General features: G+C 62.1%; 15 protein-coding genes. 10 read left to right on the top strand and 5 right to left on the bottom strand.

Annotated features, from left to right (window positions below; all coding sequences use genetic code 11):
* The first annotated feature begins 33 nt into the window (after positions 1–33).
* From rfbA to V2B23_RS08875, 3 genes are all read left to right on the top strand, one after another.
* On the top strand, positions 34–909 hold the full coding sequence (gene rfbA / locus V2B23_RS08885; RefSeq protein ID WP_033235232.1) for a glucose-1-phosphate thymidylyltransferase RfbA: 876 nt from the start codon (positions 34–36) through the stop codon (positions 907–909).
* Between the two features lies 1 nt (position 910).
* Positions 911–1,492, top strand: a complete 582-nt coding sequence (locus V2B23_RS08880) for a dTDP-4-dehydrorhamnose 3,5-epimerase family protein (protein ID WP_430950010.1) — start codon at positions 911–913, stop codon at positions 1,490–1,492.
* A 214-nt stretch (positions 1,493–1,706) separates the two neighbouring features.
* On the top strand, positions 1,707–2,855 hold the full coding sequence (locus V2B23_RS08875; RefSeq protein ID WP_430950009.1) for a S1C family serine protease: 1,149 nt from the start codon (positions 1,707–1,709) through the stop codon (positions 2,853–2,855).
* 32 nt (positions 2,856–2,887) lie between these two features.
* On the opposite strand, the gene V2B23_RS08870 is transcribed toward V2B23_RS08875, so the two are convergent.
* The 4 genes from V2B23_RS08870 to V2B23_RS08855 form a co-directional block, all read right to left on the bottom strand.
* Positions 2,888–4,399: a DUF222 domain-containing protein gene (locus V2B23_RS08870; protein WP_430950008.1), complete on the bottom strand. Its 1,512-nt coding sequence runs from the start codon at positions 4,397–4,399 to the stop codon at positions 2,888–2,890.
* A gap of 114 nt (positions 4,400–4,513) precedes the next feature.
* The gene (locus V2B23_RS08865) at positions 4,514–5,470 is read right to left on the bottom strand and encodes an alpha/beta hydrolase (RefSeq protein WP_430950007.1); all 957 of its coding nucleotides are present in this window, start codon (positions 5,468–5,470) and stop codon (positions 4,514–4,516) included.
* Positions 5,471–5,489: 19 nt separating this feature from the next.
* Positions 5,490–6,500: a PIN domain-containing protein gene (locus V2B23_RS08860; protein ID WP_430950006.1), complete on the bottom strand. Its 1,011-nt coding sequence runs from the start codon at positions 6,498–6,500 to the stop codon at positions 5,490–5,492.
* Between the two features lie 83 nt (positions 6,501–6,583).
* The gene (locus V2B23_RS08855; RefSeq protein WP_430950005.1) at positions 6,584–7,057 is read right to left on the bottom strand and encodes a GtrA family protein; all 474 of its coding nucleotides are present in this window, start codon (positions 7,055–7,057) and stop codon (positions 6,584–6,586) included.
* A gap of 64 nt (positions 7,058–7,121) precedes the next feature.
* Between V2B23_RS08855 and V2B23_RS08850 the strand changes: the two genes are divergently transcribed.
* From V2B23_RS08850 to V2B23_RS08830, 5 genes are all read left to right on the top strand, one after another.
* Positions 7,122–8,555 carry an FAD-binding protein gene (locus tag V2B23_RS08850; RefSeq protein ID WP_430950004.1) on the top strand — a complete coding sequence of 478 codons (1,434 nt, stop codon included), beginning with the start codon at positions 7,122–7,124 and terminating at the stop codon, positions 8,553–8,555.
* A complete protein-coding gene (locus V2B23_RS08845) occupies positions 8,552–9,313 on the top strand; it encodes a decaprenylphospho-beta-D-erythro-pentofuranosid-2-ulose 2-reductase (RefSeq protein ID WP_430950003.1) in 762 nt (253 codons plus the stop codon). The genes V2B23_RS08850 and V2B23_RS08845 overlap by 4 nt, the downstream gene beginning before the upstream one ends.
* A 91-nt stretch (positions 9,314–9,404) precedes the next feature.
* Positions 9,405–11,249 (top strand): galactan 5-O-arabinofuranosyltransferase, encoded by a 1,845-nt coding sequence (locus V2B23_RS08840; protein WP_430950214.1) that lies wholly within the window; start codon positions 9,405–9,407, stop codon positions 11,247–11,249.
* A gap of 101 nt (positions 11,250–11,350) precedes the next feature.
* Entirely contained in the window at positions 11,351–11,959 is a 609-nt protein-coding gene (locus V2B23_RS08835; RefSeq protein WP_430950002.1) for a TetR/AcrR family transcriptional regulator, read from the top strand.
* 129 nt (positions 11,960–12,088) lie between these two features.
* Entirely contained in the window at positions 12,089–12,706 is a 618-nt protein-coding gene (locus V2B23_RS08830) for a hypothetical protein (RefSeq protein ID WP_430950001.1), read from the top strand.
* A 50-nt stretch (positions 12,707–12,756) separates the two neighbouring features.
* On the opposite strand, the gene V2B23_RS08825 is transcribed toward V2B23_RS08830, so the two are convergent.
* Positions 12,757–13,503: an MspA family porin gene (locus V2B23_RS08825; protein ID WP_430950213.1), complete on the bottom strand. Its 747-nt coding sequence runs from the start codon at positions 13,501–13,503 to the stop codon at positions 12,757–12,759.
* Positions 13,504–13,844: 341 nt separating this feature from the next.
* Here V2B23_RS08825 and V2B23_RS08820 point away from each other — a divergent pair, with 341 nt between their 5' ends.
* On the top strand, positions 13,845–15,671 hold the full coding sequence (locus tag V2B23_RS08820) for a glycosyl transferase (protein ID WP_430950000.1): 1,827 nt from the start codon (positions 13,845–13,847) through the stop codon (positions 15,669–15,671).
* 59 nt (positions 15,672–15,730) lie between these two features.
* A complete protein-coding gene (locus tag V2B23_RS08815; protein ID WP_430949999.1) occupies positions 15,731–19,012 on the top strand; it encodes an arabinosyltransferase domain-containing protein in 3,282 nt (1,093 codons plus the stop codon).
* Positions 19,013–19,039: the final 27 nt, after the last annotated feature.

Raw genomic sequence — 19,039 nt, 5'->3', positions numbered from 1 at the left:
CTTCGTTGTGCGTACGTGCAGGACACTGCACGTATGCGTGGAATCATTCTGGCCGGCGGCACAGGCTCTCGCCTGCACCCGATCACTCTCGGAGTGAGCAAGCAGATGCTGCCGATCTACGACAAGCCGATGATCTATTACCCGCTTTCCACCCTGATGTTGGCGAATATTCGCGACATTCTCATCATCACCACGCCGCACGACTCCGAACAGTTCAGGCGCCTGCTCGGTGACGGTTCCCAATTCGGGGTCAATCTGACCTACGCGATCCAGCACGAACCGAACGGACTCGCAACAGCATTCGTCCTTGGCGCCGAACACATCGGGAGCGAATCTGTTGCACTTGTTCTGGGCGACAACATCTTCTACGGTCCGGGCCTGGGCACCCAGTTGAAGCGATTCTCCGACATCGACGGAGGGGCGATCTTCGCCTACTGGGTCTCCGATCCCACTGCCTACGGTGTCATCGAGTTCGACGACGCCGGACGCGCGATCTCCATCGAGGAAAAGCCGGAATCCCCGAAATCGAACTACGCCATACCCGGACTGTATTTCTACGACAGCGACGTTGTGGACATCGCGCGAGACCTGAAGCCCTCCGACCGAGGCGAATTCGAGATATCCGACGTCAATCGCCACTACCTCGACGCGGGTCGTCTACAGGTCGATATCCTCCCCCGTGGAACCGCCTGGCTCGACACCGGAACCTCGAACTCCCTTCTCGAAGCCGCCAACTACGTGCGGACAATCGAGCATCGCCAGGGCCTCAAAATCGGTTCACCCGAAGAAGTTGCCTGGAGGCAAGGATTCATCACCTCCGACCAAATGCGCTCCCAAGCAGAAACATTGGGCAAATCTGGCTATGGCGATTACCTCCTCGCCCTACTCGAACACGGCAAGGAATGGTGACATGGACATCCGCGAACTGAAAGTTGCCGGAGCTTGGGAAATCACTCCCCGACAGTTCGGAGACAACCGCGGCGTTTTCCTCGAATGGTTCAAAAGCTCAGCCTTCACGGCCGCAACGGGCCACAATCTCGAACTGGCGCAAGCTAATTGCTCGGTTTCTGCAGCGGGCAGTTTGCGCGGAATCCACTTCACCGACACACCTCCCGGGCAAGCCAAGTACGTCACCTGCGTCAAAGGGGCGTTCCTGGACGTGATCGTAGACCTGCGCGTCGGATCCCCGACATTCGGCGAATGGGATTCCGTCCTGATCGACGACATCGACCGCAAAGCGGTCTACCTGTCCGAAGGCCTGGGGCACGCCATTCTGTCCCTCGAAGACGGATCAACCGTCATGTATCTCTGCAGCATCGAGTACTCCCCACAATTCGACCGCGACCTCGACCCTTTCGATCCGGAACTGAACATCGCCTGGCCGACAACCGACCGGGCAGGTCAACCCCTGGCCTACGAACTGTCTGCAAAAGATAGTGCCGCACCATCACTCGAGGCACTTCGCACGCAAGGACTCTTGCCCAGGTTCTAGGCGCCCAGGTTCTGGGTGCCCCGGTTCTGGGTGCCCAGGTTCTAGGCGCCCCGGCTCCAGCGCCCAGGTTCAGTGCCCCGTTTTGTGACCGCACCACCGCCGAATCGGTAATCTGCACCAATAGAAACACCGGTACTGGTAACCGACGGGCATGGGTACACAGGCGACATGGGTACACCGACGACATGGGTACACCGACGACATGGGTCCACGGATGAGCAAAGACAGTGGTAGCCGGGGCACCAAACGTGGCCTGTGGATCGCCGTACTGCTCGTCCTGGGACTCAGTGGTCTCACGTTGGCCGCTCCGCCGCTCACACCGAGCTCACTAATACCGAGCTCACTAATACCGAACTCACTGCAACCGAACGCCCAGTCACCCGTCTCGGTCATCACCACCACCCCGCCGCCGCCTGCGATTTCGCTGACGCCACAAGAACTGGTCGCGCGGGTCGTCCCCAGCATTGTCACCATCACTTCTTCCGCCATGTTCACCACCACTGCAGGAACAGGCATTGTCCTGTCTCCGGACGGGGTTGTCCTAACTAACCATCACGTGATCAGCGGTGGCACCGAAATCACGGCCGTGAACATGTCCAACGGACTGATCTACGACGTAGAAGTACTCGGCTACGACAGCGGCCAAGACCTCGCAGTACTCCGACTCGTCGGAGCGTCCGACCTTCCAGTTGCCGCCGTGGGAAGCTCACAGACAGCCGCGCGAGGCGATCCCGTGACCGCCATCGGAAACGCCGATGGAGAAGGAGTTCCACTTCCTGCGCTCGGCGCCATCACCGGTTTCGGGGTCACAGTCAACACTCGCAATTCCACGGATGGCTCACGAAATCAGTTGAAGGGCCTCATCGAGGTCAATGCCGACATCCGGCCAGGCGATTCCGGCGGACCACTTGTGAATGCGGCTGCCGAATTGATCGGAGTCAGTAGCGCCGGCAATGCCATCGCCATCGAAGATCGGACGGAAGTCTCACCCGCCCCGCAGTCTTACGCGATCCCGATCGACACGGCGCTTCCGATTGTCGACCAAATACTCAGTGGTCGCTCCTCGGAAACGGTACGAGTAGGGCCGACGCCGGTGCTCGGCGTAGCAGTCAAAGATCACGTGGGCTCTCCTCCCGGCGCGGAAGTGGTTGCAGTGAGCTTCGATTCGCCAGCAGAGCTTGCCGGGCTGACCGAAGGTGGCGTGATCACGAACTTCGGCGGAGCACCCATCGCCTCGACGTCCGACCTGAATATTGCGATGAGCATGCGTCACCCTGGCGATACGGTCGATTTGATCTGGTTCGACACGGAAGGTCAGCAGCGGTCAGGTTCCCTGGTCCTCGACGAAGGGCCGCCGCGTTGAACTGCCACGCCGAACCGCTGCTCTGAACCGCATCACGCTCGTCCCTCTGGCTCCGGATCTTGATCCTCTCTCGAAGACCGTCTCTGTCGATTCGGGTCTCCTCGATATAGTTTCTTGCGCCACGCAATGATCGAGTGTGCTCGTTGCAACAATTCTCGTGGGTGGTGCCGCGAGTTCACTCGAGGCCGCCGTTCCGGATCGATATGCGCAGGCGGCGTCCACTCGGTTCTTCCGGTGTACCCGTCGTTTTCGTTCCGCGCGTTGGTGATCCAGCCCTGTGGGCCCTTTTTGACCAAGCTATGGCAGCTGTCGCAGACGAGGGTGAGGTTTTCGATGTCGGTGAGTCCGTCATCATTCCATTCGGTCAGGTGGTGAACGGCGCACCGCGAGGGTGGTGCGTCACAGTCGGGCCGCGTGCATCCCCGGTCAGCTGCAATAAGCGCCAGGCGCTGATTAACAGTTGCGAGGCGCTTCCCACGACCGAAATGCAGCGGCCGACCGTCATGATCGAAGAGAACCAACACCGGATGGGATTTCTCGGACATCGCGAGCGCGTCCCGAATCGGCAGAATACCGCCGGTTGCCGTGGTTGCCACGCCACCGATCGATTCCTCCAACTGCTCCAATGTCATGGTGACGATGACCGTCGCAGGAAGGCCGCGATGGTTGCCCAACACACCTCCGTCGAGGACACATTTCAGCAGTGCCGAAAACGCGTCATGGTTTCGCTGACCGGCGGTACGTGTGTCACGTGACGCTGCTGCCGCAATTACCGACTCACCGACCTCAGAGCAGTCCCCGCCAGGTGATTCCGGATCATCCGGGTTGTTCATCCCTGGTCTCGCCCATTTGGCCAGCACAACATCAAGTTGTGCCTTTGCAACCGGATCGAGCTCACCGGAGATCCGTGCCATCAGATCTGCGTCCTGTCTGCGCACGCTGAGATACCGCCGACGTCGCCGATCCCTGTCATCGGTTAGTTCGCCGTCTGGGTTGAGCCAGGCCAAGGCCTCGATGCCGGCTGCCGTCACTGCTTCGGGAGTGCCCGTGCGCGCGTATTCGGCAAGCACCATTTCAAGGCTTTGTCGGTCTTCGAAATCAAGCGCAGCAGGCGCCTTGTGCATGACGTCCGCGATCGCCGATATGTGATCACGGCCGATATCCCCGTCGCGTGCTGCATCACCGGTTTCGGGGAGCACCGCCGGAGTCGGCTCGCCGAACGCCGAAACTTGTTGCACCACAGACCGTGCCGCCCGTACGCGCCGCGACGCGTCCGACGCAGAAATTCGGAGAACCTGCACGAGTAGTTGATTGGGTGATCGAAGACCTTGTCCCACGTGCAGGCTACGTTCCATTCCTTCGGCCACGAGCTGATAACCAACAGCATCGATGAGCCGAACTGTTCGCTCGAGATCTCGCAAAGCAGAGATAATGCCGTCGTCGGTCAACGCCGAAGACGAGCACTGCACCAATTCTTCGGCAGCGCAAGACAACACGTCGACCAACTGGCGATGACCCCCGTCATCTGGTGCGATATCGCTCACTGAACCCCCCGGTTCGAACTTGCACCACACACTATTCCGAGGGTCCGACAAGAAACTCCGGGCACGACAAGACGAGCGCCGGAAACGAGCGTCGGAAACGAGCGCCGGAAAGAGTCAGGCGATGCGCGCCCGAATGAATGTTGCGACGTCACGGAGAGCTGCACGGCTTTCCGGAAGACTCGGCCACACCGCTGGGAAAGCGTGAATCTGACCGTCCCAGATTTGCAGTGAACATTCGACACCGGCTCCCGAAAGTCGTTGCGCCATCAGTTCCGCGTCCACTCTGAGCACTTCGGATTCCGCTGCTATCAGCAGCGACGGAGGAAGCCCTGCAAGGTCTCCGTCGACCGGCGAATCCATCACGCCGCCCAGCGCACCGATTGCTGTCAACGCAGAAACCGGGGCGATAACATCGCGTCGAGCATTGGCATGTGCAGATTTAGCGGTGCAGTCCAGGTCGAGGAATGGCGACAACCCAACCAACCCTGCAGGCGCAAGATCAATGGCAGCTGCGGCCAACGCTGTTGCGAACACCAGAAATCCACCGGCCGAATCCCCGACGAAGACAGTCTTTTCCGGCAATCCGCCCTGCGCGAGAAGCCAGTGATATGCGCTCAGGCAATCATCGACCGATCCGCTGATGCTCGTGTGCGGCAACTGCCGGTACGCAAGATGCAACACCGGCAGACCCGTCCGCTTGGCAATGCTTGCAACCACTGGACGATGCGTGTTGAGGCCGCAACACATGAAGCCGCCCCCATGCAGGTACAAAACCGCTCCGTCGCGGATATCGGCCGTCGAACCGGCTCTGCGCACCAGTTCTCCGTCGAATCCCAAGCCCCCGCCGAAATCAGGAAAACGAATCACCTCTCGATCGATTCCTGACGGAATTCGCAACCCTGCCGCGGAGTCCAACACCGCAGCGCGCCGAATTGCGCCGTGCGTCAACGGCGCCACTCCGACAACCGGACGCACCATCGCGCGACACACGTTGTACAGAATCCGCGACGAGGTACTCGGGCTGCCGTACCGCGTGCCGGTTCGGCGAGTGATTATCGGAGACAGGGACATCCGCCTAGATTAAGGGCGGTCAGTTCCCGGTGAGGTCGACTTCGTCAAGATCTTCGACGATAGTGACTTTTCGCTTCCGTCCACCGATCACTTTCCCGAAGTTGCGTAGTCCACCGGACGTCGGCTTGGGTGCGGGCGGGATGCGCTGGGGTGCAACGCGGGTGCGGGCTGCACGTTGTACCGGTTTAGGAGCGGGTGCCACCGGCACAGCAGGAACAGGAGCAGCCGGCGCGGCGTAAACAGTCGACTCAGCGACTTCCACAACCTCGCGCACGACAACCTCGGGCACTTCCACAACCTCAGCCACCTCGACAGGCTCCGGCATTTCGACAAGCTCCGGCACTTCCACAACCTCAGCCACCTCGACAAGCTCCGACGAGACAACCCGCGCCTCAACAACCCGCGCCTCAACAAACGTCGCCTCAACCTGCGCCGGCCCGTCGAACACGGGGAATTCCAGCGCCCAACGAACGCGGCTGTCCAACCACCGTGAGTCGAGTTCGCGCAGAAGATCCGGATGCCACGACGCTTCCTGCGTGTCACCGAACGCCCGTGTGTCGGCGCTGACCCAGAGTATTTCGGTGCCGGGATTCCGATCGGCCAGATCGAGCAGGGTCAACCAGTTCAGTGTCGCGGGGTAGCCGTCACGCTTTTTCTTGTCGACGTACGGCCGTTGCATCGCTATCGCACGTTCGGCCACGAGTAGGTGCGGCACGTCGACAGGGTCGATGACCTCGATGCCGATTCCCTGCAGATCGTCGACCAGATCCTGCACATAGCCGTCCGCTTTGTCGTGGGCGGCGTCGATGAATCGGGTGAGGTCCCGGCGTAGGCCGAGACGGTCGTACATCCGCGCTTGCACGCTGAGTGCGGCGATCATGTCCGCGGATTCCTTGCGGTAGCGATTTGCGACGTCGAGGGCAACGAGGCGCGGGACCACAACGCGGAGTCCGCGGGCTTTGGCGTCGGCGACGGAATTGTCGAACCGTGCGCCCCGGACCAAGGCGGAGGAGTCGAGGACGATGATCATGACCTGCATTCTCCCCCAAGAACGGGACGAATGCGCTAATTCACGCAGCCGCTAATTCATGCGGCGCTTAATTGCTGCAACTCTCACTTGATATTGAAGATCACAGCTCGCTGGACGATGAAGTTGATGACCGTTGCCGTGCCCTGCGCGATGACAAACGCCAGCGGCATGCGCCACCATTCGTCTGCAAGCAGGTGCAACATCACCGCGTTGAGACCGACCTGAACGGCAAAGGTCACCGCGTACAGCAAAACAACGGCGATAAACCGGGCGCGCGACGGCTCGGCCTTGAACGTCCACCGGCGATTGATCAGATACGCCGTGGTTGTACCGGCAACGAAGCTCAGAGCTTTTGCTGCGGTGAACGACAATCCCAACGCGTGGAGCAGCGCGTACAGCCCGTAGTCCACGATCGCGGACAGCCCGCCCGTCGCAACAAACCGGACGATCTGCGTTTTCAGGTCGAGAGCGTCATCGGCGAGGTCCGTCGTGACGGGAATCTCCACCGGCAAAGGGACGTGAGGTTCGTGCTGGTGGTTCGCAGGCGTTTCGGGCACGACGACGAGCGTAACGACTCCGGCCCAAGCCGTCCGGCTCTACTCCCAGGTAACCTCTACGTTGATGTCCACGACAGCAGAAGAGACGCCCAAGCAGGCTCTCCACACCCAAGCCCGCACCCTCACCGGTTGGGGACGCACCGCCGCCACCACCGCACAGGTGTTGTCCACCCCCGACGTGGAAGTGATCGCCAGTGCGGTCGCCCAGGTTGCGGAGAAGAACGAGTCCAAGCCGTCGCACCTGCGACGCGGTGTCATCGCGCGCGGCCTCGGCCGTTCGTACGGTGATCCGGCGCAGAACGCAGGCGGCCTGGTCATCGACATGAATGCGCTCAACCGTATTCATCGCATCGATCGTGACACCGCTTTGGTGGACGTCGACGCCGGGGTGAACCTGGATCAGCTGATGAAGGCTGCTCTGCCGTTCGGCCTGTGGGTTCCGGTCCTGCCGGGTACGCGTCAGGTCACGATCGGCGGCGCCATCGGTTCCGACATTCACGGCAAGAACCACCACACCGCCGGCAGCTTCGGCAACCACGTCGTGTCGCTGGATCTGCTGACGGCTGACGGCAAGGTTCGCACCCTCACCCCCAAGGGCGGGCGTAACGATCCCAAGGCTGCGCTGTTCTGGGCCACGATCGGCGGTATGGGCCTGACGGGCATCATCCTGCGCGCCACCATCAAGATGACACCGACCGAGACGGCATATTTCATCGCCGACGGCGATGTCACCAACAGCCTCGACGAGACCATCGCGCTGCACAGCGACGGCAGCGAGGCCAACTACGAGTACTCGAGCGCCTGGTTCGACGCGATTTCCGCGCCCCCGAAGCTCGGTCGTGCGGCAGTCTCGCGCGGATCTTTGGCGAAGCTCGACCAGCTTCCGGCCAAGCTGCAGAAGAACCCGCTCGCGTTCGATGCGCCGCAGTTGCTGACGTTCCCCGACGTCTTCCCGAACGGTCTGGCCAACAAGTTCAACTTCACCGCGATCGGTGAGGTCTGGTTCCGTAAGTCCGGCAAGTACCGCGGCAAGGTCCAGAATCTGACGCAGTTCTACCACCCGCTCGACATGTTCGGTGAGTGGAACCGGGCGTACGGATCCAACGGATTCCTGCAGTACCAGTTCGTGGTTCCGCCGGAGGCTGTCGAGGAGTTCAAGAAGATCATCGTCGACATTCAGCGCAGTGGTCATCACTCGTTCCTGAATGTGTTCAAGCTTTTCGGCGAGGGCAATCAGGCTCCCCTGAGCTTCCCGATCCCGGGTTGGAACATCTGCGTCGACTTCCGCATCAAGCCGGGCCTCAACGAATTTGTCACCGAACTCGACAAGCGGGTCCTCGAATTCGGCGGACGCTTGTACACGGCCAAGGATTCGCGGACGTCCGCAGAAACCTTCCATTCCATGTACCCGCGCATCGACGAGTGGATGGCGACGCGCCGAAAGTACGACCCCACAGGCGTTTTCGCCTCCGATATGTCCAGAAGGCTGGAACTGTGATCAACGCTGTAGGTAACCCGCAAACCGTTTTGCTTCTCGGTGGAACCTCCGAGATCGGCCTCGCGATGTGCGAGGAGTACTTGAAGAAGGCGCCGCTGCGCATCATTCTGGCGACACTGCCCGGCGATCCGGGCACCGATGCCGCGGTCAAGGGCCTCGAAGCCAAGGGCGCCACCAAGGTTGAGGTCGTCGACTTCGACGCCGTGAAGTTCGACAGCCACCCCGACGTCATCGACAAGGCATGGGCCGGCGGCGACGTCGATGTCGCGATCGTTGCGTTCGGTTTGGACGGTGACGCCGAGGAGCTGTGGCAGAACCAGCGCAAGGCCGTCCTGGTCGCAAACGTCAACTACACCGCGGCAGTCTCCGTCGGCGTGCTGATCGGCGAGAAGATGAAGGCTCAGGGCTTCGGCAAGATCATTGCCATGTCCTCGGTTGCCGGTGAGCGCGTGAAGCGCGCCAACTTCGTCTACGGCTCCACCAAGGCGGGCCTCGACGGCTTCTACCTGGGTCTCGGCGAGGCTTTGGCGGAGTTCGGCCCGAGCGTCACCGTGGTTCGACCGGGCATGGTGCGCACCAAGTTCAGCGCCCACGTCAAGGAAGCGCCGCTGACCGTCAACAAGGAAGACGTCGCGCGGCTTGCTGTTGCAGCGTCGGACAAGGGCAAGGAAATTGTCTGGGCACCTGGCCCGTTCCGCTTCGTGATGATGGCTCTGCGCCACGTGCCGCGACCTATCTTCCGGAAGCTGCCCGTCTAAGCTCTTTTTCGTGTCACAGACAACAGCCGAACCAGCTCTGACAACTGCCTCCCCGTCGCCGTGGCGTAATGCCGCGGCGACGGTGGTGGAAATGGTGCTCGCGGCACTGGTAGCCGTCGTCGTCGCCGCTGTCGGGCTGTTCGCGTTCAGCCAGGTCGACTGGCCGGCGTTCACGTCGTCGAATGTCACTCAAGCCGTCACGACGGTCTTGCAGGTTGTCTGTATCGCCGTGATCGGCGTCGCCGTCCTGATGTTCCGCGCCCACAAGGCGCAGCGGACTGCAAAGGTCCTCTCATGGGCGGGGCTTTCGGGCTTCGTCACCACGACGCTCGGACTCCCTCTCGCCGCAACCACGCTGTATCTGCACGGGGTTTCGGTCGATCAGCAGTTTCGCACCGAGTACCTGACTCGGCTCACGGATTCCGCTGCGCTGCACGACATGACGTATGTGGATCTCCCGCCGTTCTACCCGGCCGGCTGGTTCTGGGTCGGTGGCCGCGTCGCCAATCTGCTGGGCATGGACGGCTGGGAAGCCTTCAAGCCCTATGCGATCGGCTCGATCGCAGTTGTCGCCGTGATTGCACTCGTGTTGTGGACCAAGCTCATTCGCCGCGACTGGGCGGCAGTCGCGGCGCTGGCCGTTACTGCGGTTGTGTTGGCGTACAACTCCCCTGAGGCGTACGGCGCCGTCGTCAATCTTCTTATTCCGCCGGTGCTCATCCTCGCGTGGGGCGCTCTCGATCGCCCGGGTGCTTCTCGATTTGCCGGAGCGGGCGCAGTTCTCGGCACCGGCTTGTTTCTCGGCTACGCAGCGACCGTCTACACCCTGTACCTCGGATTTGCCGCCTTTGCGGTAACACTGATGGGTATCGTCGCGGCGGTTCTCGCTGCCCGCGCCCAGAACACCTGGAAAGCCGCACTCGGACCACTGATTCGACTGGTTGTCATCGCCGTCATCGCAGGCGTGGTCGCTTTGACTGTCTGGGCTCCCTACCTGCTCGAGGCCCTCTCGGGCGCTCCGGCCGAGTCGGGCACCGCTATGCATTACCTCCCGGATTCCGGCGCGGTATTGCCCTTCCCGATGCTGCACTTCTCACTCGTCGGCGCGCTGTGCATGTTGGGCACGATCTGGCTGATTTCCCGGTTCCTGTTCTCCCGCAGGGCACGGGCGCTGGGCATCGGCGTGATTGCCGTGTATTTGTGGGCCCTGCTGTCGATGATGTTCACGGTTGCCGGCAGCACTCTTCTCGGATTCCGGCTCGAGCCGGTTCTGATCGGACTCCTCGCCGCGGCGGGTGTGTTCGGCTTCTTCGAGTTCGCCGGCTGGATCGTGTTGGCCACCAGTGAGAATCCGCGGGTCAAAGCGGTACTCGTTGCTCTGGGCGTCATCGGCGCGATTTCCTTTGCGCAGAACATCCCGCAGGTGCTGGCACCGGATATCGCTGTGGCATACAGCGATACCGACGGCAACGGTGAGCGCGGAGACAAGCGCCCGCCGGGAGCCGAAGCGAATTACGCGGACATCGACCGCATCATCCGCGAACAACTTGGCCGCGAACCCCACGATCTGGTGGTCCTGACAGCCGACATCGGCTTCTTGAGCTTCTACCCGTACTTCGGTTTCCAGGGATTGACGTCGCACTACGCAAATCCGTTGGCAGACTTCCGGGCCCGCGCCGAGCTGATCGAGCAGTGGTCGGAACTCGAGACACCCGACGAGTTGATTGCCGCATTGGATTCCGCACCGTGGCGCAGCCCCGACGCATTTGTCTTCCGCCAGGGTGCCGACGGCTACACCCTGCGCCTGGCCGAGGATGTCTACCCCAACGATCCCAATGTCCGCAGGTACACGGTCACCTTCCCCAAGGAGCTGTTCGACGATCCTCGCTTCACGATCACCGAGCAGGGACCGTTCGTGGTTGTCACCCGCAACTGACGCGGTACCCCCGATAACAGTAAACAAACGGGATATTCTTCACAGTCGGCTTGCCGATGAAGGTCGTTGACGCGCTCCCTCCGCGCCCCTAGCTTCATACCGTGACAAAAACCGATGCCCGCACGGCCATGATCGATGCGGCCGAGCGATTGGTGGCGGAGCGCGGTCTCGCAGCACTGACTTTGCGCGATGTCCAGATCGAGGCTGGGCAGGCAAACAAGTCGGCTGCGCAATACCACTTCGGTTCACGCGAAGGCTTGCTGTCCGCGGTGATCGAGTCACGGATGAAGCCGGCCGCGGAGCGCAGACATGATCTCCTCAACGCTATCGACGTCGCGCAGCAACCTCCCACCATGCGCCAACTCGTGGAGGCGTCGGTGCTGCCGTTGGCCGAGCAGACGATCGAACGTGAGCACAGTTTGTACGCGCGCTTTCTGGTGCAGTCCATCTTCGATCCGGGGATGTCGGCGGTCATCCGGGACCACCTGCAGGCAGCGACCTTTCGCGACGTTCAGCATCGCATCGCGGCGGCGTCGTTGTTGCCGGCCGATATCGCGGAACTTCGCGCAGGCACACTCAGCATTTTGAGCATCGTGACATTTGCTACTTGGGAAGGACGAGTTCACAGCCCTGCACAAGCCAAGGTCATCGTGGCCGATCTGATCGAGAGTTGCCTCGGCGCGTTGAACGCGCCGGCACCCCAGCTCTGATCACACCCGGCCCCAGTTAGACCCCTAGTCAGACAGGGGTCGAGTTTGTCCTCGCCATCACCGGGGTATTCGACTGCTTCACGACGCGGTTGACATAACAACTGCGCACCCATCGTGGCGGGGCAGGTGATGACATTGAGCGAACTCATTGCGCAGAGTCACGAATTGGTTCCACATCGCGCGATCCTGGACGCAGCAGAGCACACTCTTGTCATTGCGCGGGGTAAGCCGTACTGCCCCGAGCAGGCATTTCACGAGTTACTCCGTGTTGCGACAGAGCATCGGATCGCGGTGCTCACTTTAGCGCGGGCTCTCATCGACGTATCTCAGACCCGTCAGCCCGAGAGCCTTCCGAAGGATCTGCCGCACACCGTCGCTGCGGCGCAATGGGGTGCGCTTCTGGATCTTCCCACCCGGGAAACGCTGGACGCGCACGACAACGGCGGCGCCGAGGTAGAAAGTCACGCAGCCGACGAACCTGCTGTCGACTATCTGCTCGCGACGGATCTTGCCGGTCGCATCGTCTTCGTGTCGCTGGCGTTCACCATCGCGGCGATAGTGGGATTCTTTGCCCACGACTGGGCGCTCTTACTTCTGGTGACGGCGGCGTGCACGACGTGGGCGGCGGTGGCACTCTCAATGAAGGCCCTGCGCGCCTCCCGCGCTCACCGCCGGTCGATCTCTACCGAATACCGGTCGAATACACAGGCTCCCAACAACTCTCACCGCCACACTGTTGCAGCGTGACGGTGAGAGTCATATCAATCAAGGCCCCCGCCCCTTAAAGTCCCTGCCCCTTAAAGTCTCTGCGGAACTCCGTACGTCACCACAGTGTCCCCATTGGATGTCACGGCCTTTGCGTACGGCCGGATGGTGACCGGACCGATTGCACCCTGCACGTAGCCGTGGATTCCTTGCATCCGCACCGTAGCTTCGCGGCCGTCGAATGTCTGATCTTCGAGCAATTCCACGTCGGTGATTCCACCCGGCGCCAAATCCACGTCGAGTTCCTGCGACGGAATGATGTCCCCACCGAGCACAAATGCATTCGAGATGTCGAGCCCCAGTGCCGGTTCCGGAATGAATCCGATACCGATGTTGGTTCCGCTCTCCACTGCCCAGTCGAGACCAGGACTGTTGAGGACAACCGTGGCACCGGTCAACGCGATCGGGTAACCGATTTGGTAGCCGATCGTCAGTTGCGTTCCGGTGAAACTGTCGGCGTCTGGGCCGTCGATGCGCACCGACGCAACGCCGTCGTGGAAGAACTCGACGCTCAGTGGCGAACTGTCGAGCGGCGGGACTGTCTGGATCGCTGTGTCCATCTGTAGGACTTCTATGCGGTTTCCCTTGACGTCCGTGATCGAACTCGCGTTGTCGACTCCCGCCGATGCGTTGGTGCCGCCGAACGCGACGGCAAGGGCGGCCACTGCCCCGACAGCCCCGATACGAGCCCCGTTACGAGCCTTGTTCCTACTCGCTGCGCGTTTACCCTCTGCGCCGCCGCAAACCCGTGTGTTCGTCATGCACAAGCACCATCCCATCAGGTTGTGACCCCGAAGGGTTCCCGCTTTGTCGAGAACGCGATCCGTCGGGGCTGTGTGAACGAATTCGGGGTACACGAATTCGAGCAGGACACCTCCGAGGTACCCATGTCACAAAGCCGCCAAACTCGACCGACCGGTTATCTCGAATCAGGCACGAGCGGTCCTGAACTGCCCTGAATACGGCCTGCTCGCGCTGCTAGAGGCAGGCTTCGAGGGCATTGTTCGTTACGCTGGCGGGATAAGTTATCGAATCGATACCTTGAGTGCGACCTCGTAACCACCGAGCCGAGCACCGAGGCAACCACCGAGATTGGTTTCAAACGAAAGGCGCCGACTGCATGACCGAGACTCTGCCCGAACCTCAACAACAGCTGGTCGAGGCGACATCAGGGCGGGTCCGTTCAGTTATCAGTCGTGGCCGAATGGTCGATCTTGCGATCGTGGTGCTCTTTGTCCTTGCGGCGTTCTGGGTGATGTCGAATCTCTGGCGCAACCTGGAGTCCGGCTATCTGGTCAACGCGGGCCGCGACCAGTCGATGTGGGAATGGTTCTTCGCCGACACTGCGCATGCGCTCTCGCAGTTCCGCACACCGTTGTACAGCGACCTGCTGAATTATCCGCTCGGTGTGAACCTGATGGCCAATACCGCGATGTTCGGCATCAGCATGCCGCTGGCGCCGCTCACCTTGATTTTCGGGCCGACGCCGACCTACGCCATCGGGCTGACCTTGGGTCTGGCCGGTACCGCAATCGCCTGGTACTGGACGTTTTCCCGGTATGTGCTGATGGGCGTTTCCGTTCGGGTGAAGTGCGCGGCCGCGATCGGTGGCGGGTTCTGCGGATTTGCCCCTGCCATGATTTCGCACGCAAACGGTCACCCGAATTTTGTGGCGTTCTTTGTCATTCCGTTCATCTTCATGCAGGTTATCCGCGTTTCACGTGGAACCAATGTGGCTAGAGACGGCGTCGTCCTTGGGCTGCTCATGGCGTGGCAGATTTTCCTCGGCGAAGAACCGCTCCTCATCTTCACCATGTCCGCGATGGTGTTCGGCGCTGCGTACGCACTCTCGGATATCTCTAGGGCACGGGCCGCCATCAAGCGCAGCCTGCCCGGCTTGGCGGTCGGCGCAATCGTGTCGATCCTCATCACCGCGGTACCGCTCTATTCACAGTTCTTCGGTCCCGCAAGCTACGACGGCGTCGCCCACGGCCAGGCGGGAGCCGACTTCGGCGCCTTCACCACCCTCCCCACCGAATCGGTGGGTGGCGACAAAACCGGCGCCGAGTACCGTATGAACCCCACCGAGGAGAACTCGTACTTCGGTTGGCCGATCGTCATTCTGATCTTCTTCGCGACCGTGTGGCTGTGGAAGATGAAACTCACCCGTGCCGCTGCGGCCGTCATCGTCGTGATGGGCGTGTTGTCACTGGGATCCGAGCTTGTCTACAAGGGCGATCACACCGGCATCACGTTGCCCTGGAAGTTCCTGGCGCACTTGCCGCTGTTCGAGTCGGTCCTGGAGTCGCGCTTTGCCATGGGAGCAATTCCCGCTATCGGGTTGCTTCTGACCCTGGGCACCTACCGCGCGCTGGTGGAACTTCGCAATCCTCGGGGCCCGGCCTTGATACTGCCGGGAGCGTGGTTGGCGGTGCTGGCGCTCGCAGTGGTAGTCCTGATTCCGACACGCATCGATACCGTCGAACGCCAGGACACCCCGGAGTTCATCACCAGCGGATCGTGGGAGAACTACGTCAGCGACGGCAGCCTCGTGTCGGTTCCCGTGTCCAGCGGCGAAGAAGCCCGGGCCATGCGCTGGCAGATCGACGCCGATTTCGGCTTCCCGATCGCGGGCGGCTACTTCGTCGGCCCTCATTCGATTACCCGGGGTGGCATCTACGGGGCTGAGTTCCGCCCCACGTCGTCGCTTCTGGTCAGAACAAACGAGACGGGTCAGATCCCCGTTGTCGACGCCACCACCCGCGCCGACGCACTTACCGACCTGCGGTTCTGGCGTGCCGACGTCCTGGTGCTCCCGAAAGCAAGCAACGACAACGCGTTGCGTCAGACGGTCAACGCTCTGGTGGGCTTCGACGCCACCTCGGTCGACGACGTCTGGGTGTGGGACGTCCGTGACCTCGTGAGCGGCAAGACCACCAACAAGTAGCGCTTCCTTAAGTCGTCTCTCAGGATGTAACCGGCGACACTCGCCTAACATCGTTCCTTGTGCCGTCTGACGTAGTAGTGCCCCCGCAGTCTCCCCCCGCTGGCCCCGACGCTCGCCCCGAGTCGGATGCCCAACGGGTGCAGAAGGCACGAATCATCGCGATCGTCACCGGTCTGATCGGCCTGCTGCTGGCGCTCGCCACCCCGTTCCTCCCGGTCGACCAGAAGGCAGCAAGTGTCAGCTGGCCGCAGGACGGGTCGTTGAACAGCGTCTCGGCGCCGCTGATCTCCTACTCCCCGACCTCCCTCGACATCACCATCCCGTGCTCCGCGCTCGGCCAGCTCGGCGAAGACGGCGGCACGCTGGTCTCGACCATGCCGAACGGTGCGCCCGATCGCGACGCGCGCGGCCTGACCGTTCGGACCACCGCGGATCGCCTCGAAGCCCTCACCCGCGAATCGGTCCTGATCTCGGCGCCACTAGGCGAGCTCGCCGGATGCACCGCACTGACCATCACCAGCGACTACCAGCAGACCGTCGCCACCGTCACCGGAATCGACGGCGTCGGGGCAACCCTGACCGGCGACTACCGTCCGCAGGTTGTCGGCATCTTCACCGATCTGCAAGGCGCTCCGCCGGCGGGCCTGTCCGTCGACATGGATGTCGACTCGCGATTCTCCTCCAGCCCAACACTTCTCAAACTCTTTGCGATGATCGTCGCGGCACTCTCCACGATCATTTCGCTGTACGCGCTGCACCGGATCGACGGCGTCGACGGCCGACGCGCACGCCGATTCCTCCCGGCACGGTGGTGGAAATTCACGGGCGTCGACGGTCTGGTCATCGGCACGCTTCTGCTGTGGCATGTGGTGGGCGCCAACACGTCCGACGACGGATACCTCCTCGGCATGGCCCGGGTTTCGGAACATTCGGGATACATGGCCAACTATTTCCGTTGGTTCGGTGTGCCAGAGGCGCCGTTCGGTTGGTACTACGACGTCCTCGCGGCGTTCACCAAGGTGAGCACTGCCAGCATGTGGATGCGGTTGCCCGCGTTGATCGCCGGCATTCTGTGCTGGATGGTGATCAGCCGCGAGGTGATCCCACGGCTCGGCGTTGCGGTGCGCCGCAACAAGGTAGCCATCTGGACCGGCGGCCTCGTGTTCCTGGCGTTCTGGTTGCCGTACAACAACGGTTTGCGTCCCGAACCGATCATCGCGCTCGGCGCTCTACTGACGTGGTGCTCCATCGAACGTGCCGTTGCCACAGGCCGTTTGCTGCCGGCGGCAGTTGCGGTGCTGATTGCCGCGTTCTCACTCGCTGCAGGTCCGTCGGGCCTCATCGCGATCGGTGCCCTGCTCGCCGGTGCGCGCCCCATTGTGCAGATCATGATCGCTCGCGGCAAACGAGTGGGCTTCTTCTCGCAGATCATGCCTGTCCTCGCGGCCGGAACCGTCGTACTTGTTGCGGTGTTCGCCGATCAGACGTTGGCAACGGTGCTCGAATCGACCAGGGTGCGAACAGCTATCGGCCCCAACGTCCCGTGGTTCGAGGAGCGAGTTCGCTGGGACGCTTTGATGACCATCTCCCCCGACGGCTCGTTGGCACGCCGCTTCGGCATGTTCGTGATGATCGTCGGACTGATCTTCTGCGTCATGCTGATTCTGCGGAAGGGACGGATTCCCGGCACCGCGATCGGGCCGTCGCGCCGGATCCTGGGCATCGTGTTCGCGTCGCTGCTCCTCATGCAGTTCACGCCGACCAAGTGGACCCACCACTTCGGTGTGTACGCGGGGTTGGCGGCAACGGTGGCCGTGCTCGCGGCGGTGGGAGTCAGTGCGTCGAGCATGCGTTCCAAACGGAACCGCGCGCTCTTTGCCGCAGGCATCCTGTTCATCCTGGCCGTGGCGTTCACCAGCTCCAACGGCTGGTGGTACGTCTCGAGTTACGGCGTCCCGTGGTGGGACAAACCGCCGTCCATCGCCGGTAAGGGCTTCTCCACCGCGTTTCTGGGTCTGACGATTCTCGCGTTGCTGCTGGCTGCGTGGTACCACGTTCGTGAGCCCCTCGAAAAGTCGACACCGAAGAAGAACAACGGCCGGACAGCTCGCTTACTCGCAGCGTCCCCGTTGACGATCGCGGCAGGCGCGGTTGTGTTGTTCGAGGTGTTGTCCCTGGTGAAGGGCGCGGTCGCGCAGTATCCCGCGTACTCGATCGGCAAGTCCAACGTCGAATCCGTCTTCGGCGGAAGTTGTGGTCTCGCGGGCGAGGTCCTGGTCGAATCGGATCCCGATACCGGTGTTCTGCAGCTGATCGACCGCCCCACCGAACTGGCAGGCGCAGGCGCTTTCGGGGCAACCGAATCAACCGGTTTCACCCCGGACGGTGTGGCGAGCGACCTGACGGCAGACGCCGAGGATCAGGCTGCCGGCAGCGCCAACAGCCTCGACACCACCACGTCGGCAAACGGCACCACCACCCCGGGAACCGGCGCCGGTACCGGGGGTGGATCGGCGTCGACCGCCGGAATCAACGGAAGCAACGTTGCGCTCCCGTTCGGCCTCGATCCCGCGACAACTCCGGTTCTCGGCAGCTTCGGCTCGCCGGAAGCCGCTTCCCTCACCACTGGTTGGTACGCCTTGCCGCAGCGCAGTGACGCGGCGCCGCTGCTGACCATCGCTGCAGCGGGGCGTATTCGCTACGTCGACACCGACGGCATCGTCACTCCCGGTGCGGTTGTCCACGTCGAATACGGCAAGGCGCAGGCCGACGGCAGCGTGACCGCTCTCGGCCAGATCGATCCGATCGACATCGGCCCGTCCCCGTCGTGGCGCAACCTGCGTGTCCCGATTGATCAGCTCCCCGCCGACGCGGACACCGTGCGTCTGATCGCCAGTGACTCCGACATCGGCGGCGAGAAGTGGGTTGCCCTCACCCCACCGCGGGTTTCCGACATGCGCACTCTGCAGGACGTCGTCGGATCCACCGATCCGGTACTGATGGACTGGGCTGTCGGTCTTGCCTTCCCGTGCCAACGGCCGGTCGATCATCTCTACGGCGTGGCCGAGGTTCCGGACTGGCGCATCCTTCCCGACCGCATCGGCGCGGAGTCCACCAATGCCTGGCAGGACCACTACGGCGGCGGTCCGCTCGGCTGGACCAGTGAGTTGCTCGCAGCCCGCACCTTGCCGACGTATCTCGACAACGACTGGGATCGCGACTGGGGTTCACTCGAGCAGTACACACCGCTCGATCCGGCTGCGGAACCCGCTCGGATCGACGTGACAACCGAGACCCGTTCGGGCACCTGGACACCAGGTCCGATTCGTTACCAGTCGTAACTGTTACCTGTGGGCCTACCAAACCTC

The sequence above is a fragment of the Rhodococcus sp. 24CO genome, assembly GCF_050586165.1.
Taxonomy (GTDB): Bacteria; Actinomycetota; Actinomycetes; order Mycobacteriales; family Mycobacteriaceae; genus Rhodococcus_F.
The sequence above is the reverse complement of the archived record's forward strand: the minus strand, read 5'-3'. Positions and strand labels throughout refer to the sequence as shown.

Coding starts and splice junctions, on each gene's coding strand:
- rfbA (WP_033235232.1), top strand. CDS start 34: ATGCGTGGAATCATTCTGGCCGGCGGCACAGGCTCTCGCCTGCACCCG.
- V2B23_RS08880 (WP_430950010.1), top strand. CDS start 911: ATGGACATCCGCGAACTGAAAGTTGCCGGAGCTTGGGAAATCACTCCC.
- V2B23_RS08875 (WP_430950009.1), top strand. CDS start 1,707: ATGAGCAAAGACAGTGGTAGCCGGGGCACCAAACGTGGCCTGTGGATC.
- V2B23_RS08865 (WP_430950007.1), bottom strand. CDS start 5,470: ATGTCCCTGTCTCCGATAATCACTCGCCGAACCGGCACGCGGTACGGC.
- V2B23_RS08860 (WP_430950006.1), bottom strand. CDS start 6,500: ATGATCATCGTCCTCGACTCCTCCGCCTTGGTCCGGGGCGCACGGTTC.
- V2B23_RS08850 (WP_430950004.1), top strand. CDS start 7,122: ATGTCCACGACAGCAGAAGAGACGCCCAAGCAGGCTCTCCACACCCAA.
- V2B23_RS08840 (WP_430950214.1), top strand. CDS start 9,405: ATGGTGCTCGCGGCACTGGTAGCCGTCGTCGTCGCCGCTGTCGGGCTG.
- V2B23_RS08830 (WP_430950001.1), top strand. CDS start 12,089: ATGACATTGAGCGAACTCATTGCGCAGAGTCACGAATTGGTTCCACAT.
- V2B23_RS08825 (WP_430950213.1), bottom strand. CDS start 13,503: ATGGGATGGTGCTTGTGCATGACGAACACACGGGTTTGCGGCGGCGCA.
- V2B23_RS08820 (WP_430950000.1), top strand. CDS start 13,845: ATGACCGAGACTCTGCCCGAACCTCAACAACAGCTGGTCGAGGCGACA.